Annotated in this window: 9 protein-coding genes; 7 read left to right on the top strand and 2 right to left on the bottom strand. The window is 67.2% G+C overall.

The genetic code is table 11. The features are described from left to right. The first annotated feature begins 685 nt into the window (after positions 1 to 685). A complete protein-coding gene (locus ACWEFB_RS32015; protein ID WP_326559290.1) occupies positions 686 to 1600 on the top strand; it encodes a sulfite exporter TauE/SafE family protein in 915 nt (304 codons plus the stop codon). A gap of 208 nt (positions 1601 to 1808) precedes the next feature. Here the strand turns inward: ACWEFB_RS32015 and ACWEFB_RS32010 are convergent, their stop codons facing one another. Then, entirely contained in the window at positions 1809 to 2270 is a 462-nt protein-coding gene (locus ACWEFB_RS32010; RefSeq protein ID WP_452291418.1) for a winged helix-turn-helix transcriptional regulator, read from the bottom strand. Between ACWEFB_RS32010 and ACWEFB_RS32005 the strand changes: the two genes are divergently transcribed. Together ACWEFB_RS32005 and ACWEFB_RS32000 are read left to right on the top strand one after the other, a co-directional pair. After that, a complete protein-coding gene (locus tag ACWEFB_RS32005) occupies positions 2269 to 2949 on the top strand; it encodes an SDR family oxidoreductase (RefSeq protein WP_452291416.1) in 681 nt (226 codons plus the stop codon). The genes ACWEFB_RS32010 and ACWEFB_RS32005 overlap by 2 nt on opposite strands. Then, positions 2921 to 3418, top strand: a complete 498-nt coding sequence (locus tag ACWEFB_RS32000; protein WP_452291442.1) for a hypothetical protein — start codon at positions 2921 to 2923, stop codon at positions 3416 to 3418. The genes ACWEFB_RS32005 and ACWEFB_RS32000 overlap by 29 nt, the downstream gene beginning before the upstream one ends. 107 nt (positions 3419 to 3525) lie before the next feature. On the opposite strand, the gene ACWEFB_RS31995 is transcribed toward ACWEFB_RS32000, so the two are convergent. Then, the gene (locus ACWEFB_RS31995; RefSeq protein ID WP_452291414.1) at positions 3526 to 3753 is read right to left on the bottom strand and encodes a preprotein translocase YidC; all 228 of its coding nucleotides are present in this window, start codon (positions 3751 to 3753) and stop codon (positions 3526 to 3528) included. 649 nt (positions 3754 to 4402) lie between these two features. Between ACWEFB_RS31995 and ACWEFB_RS31990 the strand changes: the two genes are divergently transcribed. The 4 genes from ACWEFB_RS31990 (at position 4403) to sbnA (ending at position 8686) form a co-directional block, all read left to right on the top strand. Beyond that, positions 4403 to 4870, top strand: coding sequence for a hypothetical protein (locus ACWEFB_RS31990; RefSeq protein WP_452291412.1), 468 nt, complete (start codon positions 4403 to 4405; stop codon positions 4868 to 4870). 542 nt (positions 4871 to 5412) lie between these two features. After that, positions 5413 to 6057 carry a response regulator transcription factor gene (locus tag ACWEFB_RS31985; RefSeq protein ID WP_326559284.1) on the top strand — a complete coding sequence of 215 codons (645 nt, stop codon included), beginning with the start codon at positions 5413 to 5415 and terminating at the stop codon, positions 6055 to 6057. A 515-nt stretch (positions 6058 to 6572) separates the two neighbouring features. After that, positions 6573 to 7601 (top strand): 2,3-diaminopropionate biosynthesis protein SbnB, encoded by a 1029-nt coding sequence (gene sbnB / locus ACWEFB_RS31980; protein ID WP_452291410.1) that lies wholly within the window; start codon positions 6573 to 6575, stop codon positions 7599 to 7601. A 38-nt stretch (positions 7602 to 7639) separates the two neighbouring features. Further along, positions 7640 to 8686 carry a 2,3-diaminopropionate biosynthesis protein SbnA gene (gene sbnA / locus ACWEFB_RS31975; protein ID WP_326559282.1) on the top strand — a complete coding sequence of 349 codons (1047 nt, stop codon included), beginning with the start codon at positions 7640 to 7642 and terminating at the stop codon, positions 8684 to 8686.

The raw sequence follows: 8686 nt of genomic DNA, 5'->3' as shown, positions 1-8686 counted from the left end.
AATCTCTCTAACTAGAGCGTGGGCCTGCGGGTTTTTCCGGTGAGTCCGCCGGTATGCCGGATATCTGCCGTCGGTCGACGACGCGTCGGCCTGACCTGGGCAGGAAGCTGGCAGGTTTCTGTCCGGCATCGGGTCATCGTGTTAAATATCGACCTACTTTGATTGCCAAGATGTTGCCTGCCACCCGAAAAGAGTGACGTCTATCACTATCTTCTTGCCGATCTGAATTGTGAAAGCACTCTTGTCTGGTCGGTTTGGTTCGCGGAACCATTCCTATCTAGTGAGTATGAAAATGGTCCGGGCGGGGCCTGTCGAATGGGTCGGAACACCGACCGGAGAGGAGGGAAATCGGCTCACAAAAGGCCTCGTCATTGCACCTGGCGGCCCGGCCGCCGTCACTGAACCGACCACCGCCGACACGGCCGGTCCGCTCCACCGGGCCGCGTCGCAGTGCCTCGCGAATCCCCCAGGGCGGAAGCCCGACGCGACCCCCCCGTACGCCCGTTCCTCGACACCCCCGGGTACCGACGGGCCGCCACGCCTGCGCGTGCCCAGCGGCGACGCCGGGTGCGCGTCGGCGGTGACCGGACCGGCAAGGCCTTGTCGGACGGTCGGCCCACCCGCCTGTCCAACCCGAGCCCTCAACTTCCCGCTTCCACCTCCTCCGACGAACTGGTGGTCCCTCATGCGCAAAATCCTCCTGTTGGCCCTGGTCGGTCTCGGCGCCCAACTGGTCGACGGCAGCCTCGGCATGGCCTACGGCGTGACCTCGACGACCCTGCTGCTCGCCGTCGGCGTCCATGCCGCCGCTGCCTCGGCCACCGTGCACCTCGCCGAGATCGGCACCACCCTCGCCTCGGGTGCCGCCCACTGGCGGTTCGGCAACGTCGACGCGAAGGTCGTCGCTCGGATCGGCATTCCGGGTGCGGTCGGCGCCTTCGCCGGCGCGACCTTCCTGTCCAGCCTCTCCACCGACGCGGCGGCCCCGATCATGTCGCTGATCCTGCTTGCCCTCGGTAGCTACCTCCTGGTTCGCTTCACCACCTTCGGTCTGCCGCAGGGCAACGTGGGTAAGCCGCTTCGCAAGCGATTCCTCGGTCCACTGGGCCTGCTCGCCGGCTTCGTCGACGCCACCGGTGGCGGTGGCTGGGGCCCCATCGGCACCCCGGCGATCCTGGCCAGCGGCAGGCTCGAACCACGCAAGGTCATTGGATCGATCGACACCAGCGAGTTCCTGGTCGCGGTCGCGGCGAGCCTCGGCTTCCTGCTCGGGATCGGTGCGGAGAACATCAACTTCGGCTGGGTCACCGCGCTGCTCATCGGCGGGGTGGTCGCCGCGCCGGTCGCGGCCTGGCTCGTACGCAAGGTCCCGCCCCGGGTGCTCGGCTCCGCGGTCGGCGGCATGATCGTGCTCACCAACAGCCGAACCCTGCTTCGCAGTGACTGGTTCGATGCCCCGGCCACCGTTCGTTACAGCTGTTACACGGTCGTCTGCGCGGTATGGGCGGCGGCCGTCGCCCACTCGATCCGTCAACACCTGACGGAGCAGCAACGGCATCCGGTCGCGATCGGTAGCGACTCAGAATCTCGGCCCAGTTGACCCAATGCCGGCATCTCCCGGTCCGCGGTCGGGGAGGTGCCGGTAGGTGACAGCGGCAGGACCGGTCGACACGGGAGCGCTGTTGGGGAGGAGGGGTCACCTCGAAACTCTCGCCACCATCGCTGGCATGCTGACTTGCCACTGTCGGCTCATCAGACGAGCACGTCAGGTGGGTCTGCCTCGTGAAAAGTGTTTCCGGCGATCTTGGTTAGTGGTTCTCAGCCGTCCGGGAAGGCGTCGTCAGGGTGAGGCCTTCCCGGACGCCGGCTCGTTCGCGCGCGGCGAGGATGTCCGGGACGTGCGTCTCGGCCCACTGTCGTACGGCACGCAGCGGAACCAGCAGGGAGCGGCCGAGTTCGGTCAGGGCGTATTCGACGTGGGGCGGGTTGCCGCCCAGGTCGGTACGGGTGAGCAGGCCGTCGGCCTCCATGGCGCGCAGCGTCTCGGTGAGGGCCTTGGGGGTGATCCCGCGGATGTGCGCTTTGAGTTCGGTGAACCGCATCGGTCCGTCCTCCAGTGCGTTGACGGCGAACACCGTCCAACGCGCCCCGATGCGGTGCAGCACGGTGCGACTCGGGCACGTCGCCGCCATGACGTTGTACGCCTTGCCCATGGGGTCCTCCCGGTAGCGTTGAAGATACCGGTAGCAAATGTATACCGTCGCGGTCATGAGAGAGAACCTGACAGGCAAGCGGATCCTGGTCGTCGGCGGGGCCCGCGGTATCGGCGCTGAGATCGTCCGGCGCACCGGGCAGGCCGGCGCCGACGTCGTCGTCGCCACACGGTCTGGCCCCGAGGTCCGGATCGACGTCACCGACGAGACCACCATCGCGCGGGCCGCGGAGTCGCTCGGCGCCTTCGACCACGTGATCTCCACCGCGTCGGCTCACCATGACGTTCCTGTGCCCGACCTGGAACACGACAAGATCCAGGCCGCGTTCTCCGCCAAGGTCGTCGGCCCGCTGCTGCTGGCCAAGCACTTCGCCCCACGGATGCCCGCGGGCGGATCGTTCCTGTTCTTCTCCGGCATTGTGGGCTGGCAGCCCAAGCCCGGCACCGTCGTCAAAGGTACGGCGAATGCTGCCCTGGCCGCGCTGGTCACCCACCTGGCCGTCGAGCTCGCGCCGCTGCGTGTCAACGCCATCGCGCCCGGTATCACCGACTCCGGCACCTGGGACCGGCTTCCGGACGAGCGTCGCCGTGCCTTGTACGACAAGGCCGCGGCGGCCTCCCTCGCAGGCAGGGTCGGCACGCTCGAGGACGTCACCGACAGCGCCCTGTGGCTCCTGGGTGCGGGATGGGTGTCGGGCGAGACGGTCCATGTCGACGGCGGCGCACGGCACCGCTGACATGGCAACCAACATCAAGATCCAACCGCGTGCCCTCGTCCGGGCCTCCGGAGGCCCCCGCTATGTCGTCGCCCTGGCCGTGGACGCGCTCGGCACCGGCCTGCTGCGGCCCTTTCTGCTGCTCTACGGAGTGACGGTGCTGAGGCTGTCCGCGTCGGCGACCGGCATCGCCATGACGGTCGGCATCGTCATAGGGCTGGTGTGCATGCCCGCGGTCGGCCGATGGCTGGACCGGGGAGCACGCAGTCCTCTCCGCTTCCGCCGTTGCCACCGAGAAGGATCAGGGCGCGGCTCAGCGGTTGCTGAAGCCGGGCGGGAGCAGGCTCGTGAGCTCGGCAACCGCCTCTGGCGACGGCTTGAAGTAGCGGCGGACGTTCTCCGGCACCTGCACGTCGACACCGACGTGCTCGATCCGCCCCCGTTCGGCCCGGCGAGCTACCCGGAACCGGACGGGCTTCTGCCGGCATAGTTGATCGCCGCGGCGTCGGCAGTGGCGCGTCACTGGCCCGTGGCCGAATCCGTCCTCACCGCCGCCATGTGGGCCGGGTTCGGTCGTGCGGCCTGCCGTGCGAGAAGTCAGTTGGCTGCGTCCGGATGTCCCGGCATGCTGGAACCGCCACTGCTGCTGCCGGAGGAGCCGCCGGCCATGCCCGCGCCGTCGTCTCCGGTGACGATGTCCGGCTGCTCGTCGGTGTCGTCCGGCGCCGGCACGTCGGTGTCCGCCGTCACCTGGGGCAGTGCGACCCGGTTGGCATCGTTCTCGGCGGGTGCGGGCTGCTCACCGTCGCGTGCCTGGTATGCCACGATCGCCTCCGGCGTTCACCGATGTCCGTTCGGGCCGCCTACCCCGGACCGCGGGGGCGAAACATCCGGCGTACGGCCAACCGGATGGCTTGCGGCTCGTGCACCTGACCGCGGTGCGCCCGTACGGGGGTCAGCCTCGCGGCGGTGCGGCGCTGTCCCGGACCACCATCGCCGCAGACTAACGACGACCACGACCACGACCGCGGCGCGGAGGTAATCGCTCCAACGCTCATACGGTCGGCGGCGAGCTCGGGCAGGAACGCCCTGCTGCGTCCACTGGAAGGTCCAGCGCCTGGCGTGGTCGGACGGAATCCACGTCGAAGCCCAGCGTTCTTGCTGACCATGTCGTTCGCTGTCGCGAGTCAGGCCGATGCGGTTGGCCTCCGATTCGCCCGCCGGGCGGGCTGTCCGTCGGCTAGGGGCGCCGGGTTGTTAGGCGAGGTGGGCAGAGTCGGGGCGACCCTCCCCACCTCGCGGCGGGGGAAGCGCTTCTTCCGAGCGACCTCTGCGGCGGGAGCCGTCCGGTATGGGTGATGCTGGAGCCGGAGCTGATCTTCGGCTCGTCCCGTCGGGAGGAGGATTCGTGGTGTCTCCGGCCAGTGCCTGCCGGCGGACGAGAGGGCACGGCGTCCAGCGTGCGTTGCCGTTTGTGCTGGTCCTGGTCGCGATGGTGGCCACGGGTTGCTTCTCGGAGCCGCCGCCGCCACCCGTGGAGTCGGGCATGCCCGGTGTCTGGTGTGGTACCGAGAACGAGCTCCTCGATCTTCGGATTGACGGCACCTTCGGGATGGAGCGGATTTCGAAGACGTACGTGGACGAGATGTTGGGGGACGGGGACTACGTTGACGGTTACCGTCTCCGGACGGAGTTCGGCAACGTGGCCCCGACCTCGGGTAGTGGTAGCTGGGACTACGGCCGCAGCATTCAGGGTCTGCCGTTCGTGGGACTGGAGTTCGAGCGTCTCGACGAGAAGACCGTCACCGAGGGCGTGGGGTTCGGGATCGAGTGGGACGACGACCAGCGCGCCGCGCTCGTGATCTACCACGGGAGCCGGGACAACGGGTGGCGTAGCTGGTTCAGGAAGTGCGACGAGCCGGTCCGGGAGTCCGGAGCCTGAGGCGAGGCCGGGCTCGGCTCCTCGTGGGGTGGGTTGTCCTTGCTCATGTTGGCGGTGGAGTTGCCGTTGCACGTGATGACCGCCGGTCGCGCGTACCAGGACGAACACGCCGTGTGGGGCAGGGACCTGAATTCCCGTTCACTGGGCGCCGCCCGGCCTGCTCGTCGGCGGCGGTGTCGTGGCCGCGACCCGTCTGCTCCAGACCCTCCACCGCCACGGCACAGCGAGCAGTGCCGAGTTCGAGCGCCGAACAGCCCGGGGAACAGAGGCCTGGCGTTGTTGTGGTCGATGTCGGCGCGCTGGTTCGGCGTCATGGGCTGGGCCTTGTACTCCTGAGCCACGTACCTGACCGCGACCGCAGGTGCGAACGGGGATGTCGGCGGACGACCGGGGCGAGGGGATCGCCCGGTGGAACGCCCTGCTCCGCCGCTGCACCGGGCCTTCGCGCGGTCCGATCGCACCTCGGCCGGACCCGGATCCGTAGTAGTGTGCGTGCGTTGGACGGGCCCGACGGTCCATCAAGCTTGACGATGGAGTCTCTGGTGCGGGTTGTCCTTGGTGAGGATCTGGCTCTGCTGCGAGACGGTTTGATCCGGCTGCTCGAGGCGTACGATTTCGACGTTGTCGCCGCCGTCGACAACGGCCCGGAGTTGCGTGAGGCGCTGGTCACGCACCGACCGGATGTCGCGATCGTCGACGTCCGGATGCCGCCCGACCTCACCGACGACGGTCTGCGCGCCGCGATCGCCGCCCGCGCGCGGGTGCCGGGGCTGCCGGTGCTGGTGCTGTCGCAGTACGTGGAGCCGCTCTACGCGCGGGAGTTGCTCTCCGATCGCCGTGGCGCGGTGGGTTACCTGCTCAAGGACCGGGTCTCCGCGGTCGGCCAGTTCGTCGACGCCGTACGTCGGGTCGCCGCCGGTGGCACCGTGATGGATCCCGAGGTGATCTCCGAGCTGCTGACCGGGCGCGCCCGTGGGCACTCGCTCGATGTGCTGACGCCCCGGGAGCGGGAGGTGCTCGCGTTGATGGCCGAGGGCAGGTCGAACAGTGCCATCGCGGGTCAGCTCTTCGTGACCGAGAAGGCCGTCGCCAAGCATACGAACAACATCTTCAGCAAGCTTGGGCTGCAACTGTCCGACAGCGACAATCGGCGGGTGCTCGCCGTACTGGCCTATTTGGACAGTTAGGCGGAGCTTGTCTGCCAGCGGGGCCGCGCCGGCAGGCCGGGTCGGTGAGCCTGGTCATCCGGGACACCTCGGCTGTTCGGTCAGCCTGCCGGCTCTGAACAGGGGTGGCCACGGTGGTACAAACAGTGTGTTCGGAAGACTACTCTTCGTAAATCAATTGTGACGCGGTAACGCGTCGGGCGTTGGTTGCCGGGGGTATGCCCGTTTGGCGGTGTGTCCAAGTCGGATAAAGCACTAACTTTTGCAGCTTGCTGCAACCGGCGATCCCGGCACGCGGATCGATGTGTCCCTCCCGAGTGGGGCTTGTCTCGTGTAGCGTCGCTCACGGCCTCATAAAACGAAGCCGGTCTTTGTCGTGCAGTTGGCAAGTAGCGGTCAAGATCAAAGCCACGGTACGGGTCGCTACCGTTGAGTAGCGGCTTGCTCGATGCTCGACCGTGGATTATGGTTTTGCCGTTTGAACCGCTCGGTCGGGTAATAGTGCCGGCCGTTCTCGTGCGATCTGGGGGGATCGGGTGGGTCAGTCCATGGCGCCGTCTTTCGCGGTGATTCCGGGCAGTCAGGTCCGTGGCACTCTCCGATCGAGAGAGCGGCAGGTCATACAGATCGTCGAGTCCGCGTACGGTGCGCACCGTCGTGGCGAGACGGTGAATCCGGATTCCTACTTCCTGCGATTCCCGGATCGTCCGACCTCGCGGATCATTGCCCTGCCCGCTTCCATGGGTGGTGCGGATCCTGTGGACGGGTTGAAGTGGATTTCCAGTTTCCCGGGGAACGTCGAGAGCGGGTTGCCACGCGCTTCTGCCGTGCTCATTCTCAACGATCCGGCGACCGGTTACCCACTCGCCTGTCTCGAAGCCTCGGTCATCAGTGCCGTCCGGACCGCCGCCTCCGCGGCACTGGCCGCCGACTGGTTGACCAGAGGACGTGGGCGACCGGCGCGCATCGGGTTCGTCGGTGCGGGGCTGATCGCCAGATTCACCCACACCTACCTGATCGGCAGCGGCTGGACGTTCGAGCAGGTGGGCGTACGCGACCTGGTCGACTCCCACGCGCAGGGCTTCCGCGAGTACCTGACCAGGGCGGATGACGCACCGGTGACGGTCTACCAGGAGACCGAGGATCTGATCAGGTCCTCCGACATCGTCGTGTTCGCGACAGTGGCGGGGCGGCCGCACGTCCATGACGCAGCATGGTTCAGCCACCACCCGCTGGTGCTGCATCTCTCCCTGCGCGACCTGGCGCCCGAGCTCATTCTCGACGCCACGAACATCGTCGATGACATCGAGCACTGCCTGAAGGCGGACACCTCGCCGCACCTGGCCGAGCAGATCAGTGGCGGCCGGGAATTCATCCTGGGCACGCTCGGCGACGTGGTGTTCGGCAACGTATCGGTGCCTGCCGACCGTTCTGTTGTCTTCTCGCCGTTTGGGCTGGGCATACTCGATCTGGCGGTGGGCAAATACGTCTACGACCAGGTTCGGGCGTCCGGTGAACTGGCTGTGATCGACGACTTCTTCGCCGAACTCCGTAGGTACGGTTGATGCGGCTTCAAACTACTTCTGTTTGACGGGGGCCTTGAGTGCAGGTCATCACCGCGCCGCAGGACTATAACGAAGAAGAGCTGTTCATCAACCTTGAGCAAATCTTTGGACGCTCTCTTTATCTCAAGTGTGAAGGTTTCAACTTCGCGGGATCAATCAAGCTCAAAGCTGCGGCGGAGATGGTCGCCGGAGCCGAGCGGATGGGTTTGCTCCGTCGTGGATCCGTACTTGTCGAATCCTCGTCGGGGAATCTCGGAGTCGCGCTCAGTGCCATTGCCGCCAGCCGTGGATACGGGTTCGTCTGCGTCACCGACGTACGTAGCAACGCGTCGGTTATCCGCACCATGGAGGCTTTCGGGAGTCGGGTATGCGTCATCACCGAGCCCGATCCGGTGGGTGGCTTCCTCGGCGCCAGGCTCAGGTACGTACGTGACCTGTGCGACCGCGACGAGCGGTATGTGTGGCTCAACCAATACACCAACCCGAACAACTGGCGGGCGCACCACCGGGTCACCGCGGCGGCGGTGGCCCGCAGCTTCCCGCAACTCGATGTGCTGTTCGTCGGTGCCGGCACCACCGGCACCCTGATGGGGTGCGTCCGCTACTTCCAGGAGCAGCGGCCCTCGGTGCGGGTGGTCGCCGTCGACAGCGACGGCTCGGTGACCTTCGGCGGACCGGCCGGCAACCGGATGATCCCCGGGCTCGGTGCGGGCGTGCGACCGCCCATGTTGGACACCTCGGCCCTGGCCGGAGTGGTGCACGTGGCGGAGGTCGACACGGTCCGGGCCTGTCACCAGATGGTCCGGGCCGGCTTCCTCATGGGTGGCTCCACCGGCACGGTGGTCAGCGGCGCGCTGGCCTGGCTGGCCGAACACGATGCGAACAACGAGTTGACCGCGGTCGCCATCTCGCCCGATCTCGGCGACCGCTACCTGGAGTCGGTCTACGACAAGACCTGGCTCCGCGAGATGTACGGCGACGCGCTGAGCGACGTCCACGAGGGTGGGCCACGTTCGTTGGTGGCGAGCGTGCCGGCACCGGTCGCAGCAGGACCGGTGGCGTCAGGTCAACCGAGGAGCAGGTGA

The organism is Micromonospora sp. NPDC004704 (assembly GCF_053601675.1).
The sequence above is the reverse complement of the archived record's forward strand: the minus strand, read 5'-3'. Positions and strand labels throughout refer to the sequence as shown.